We start from the raw sequence: 485 nt of genomic DNA on the forward strand, positions 1-485 counted from the left end.
ATTAGTGATAAACGCACTATTTTCAACTGGCTCAAATGCCAACAGTCAGACTTTCCCAACCCAGATGAACTACCACCAGTTGAGTTTGATAAGCATATCTTCCCTGTTTTAGATGGGGCTATACAAAAACTGCTAACTTCCTTCCAAAAACAGCAGACAGGTAAAGGTATCAAACCGCAGATGACAAGGGTATTACAAAGTATCTATCATGCTATCACTAATCCTGAGAGCAATCCTGAGTTTATTCAAAGTGAACCAATTGATGAAGAAACCAAAGCACGAGTATTGAAAGTTATCACCACAGTTAACTATCGCAGTTATGAACGAGATGTCAAAAAGATTTGGGAAAGCTTTAAATCTCATAAGGATATCAGCTTACTCGTTTCTGAGTTAGATGAATATTTTGTAGACAGTGACCAATATGAGGAACTTACAGATGAACAAGACATAAGACCTATTGAAATTATTGAGGAAAAGGATATTAA

The 485-nt window shown here is 36.5% G+C and carries 1 protein-coding gene; it reads left to right on the forward strand.

The features are described from left to right. A partial coding sequence (locus AACS98_RS23185; protein WP_198161184.1) for a hypothetical protein occupies positions 1-485 on the forward strand: 485 nt, incomplete at both ends.

This window comes from Anabaena sp. CA = ATCC 33047, from assembly GCF_963870205.1.
In the GTDB taxonomy this organism is placed as follows: domain Bacteria; phylum Cyanobacteriota; class Cyanobacteriia; order Cyanobacteriales; family Nostocaceae; genus Trichormus.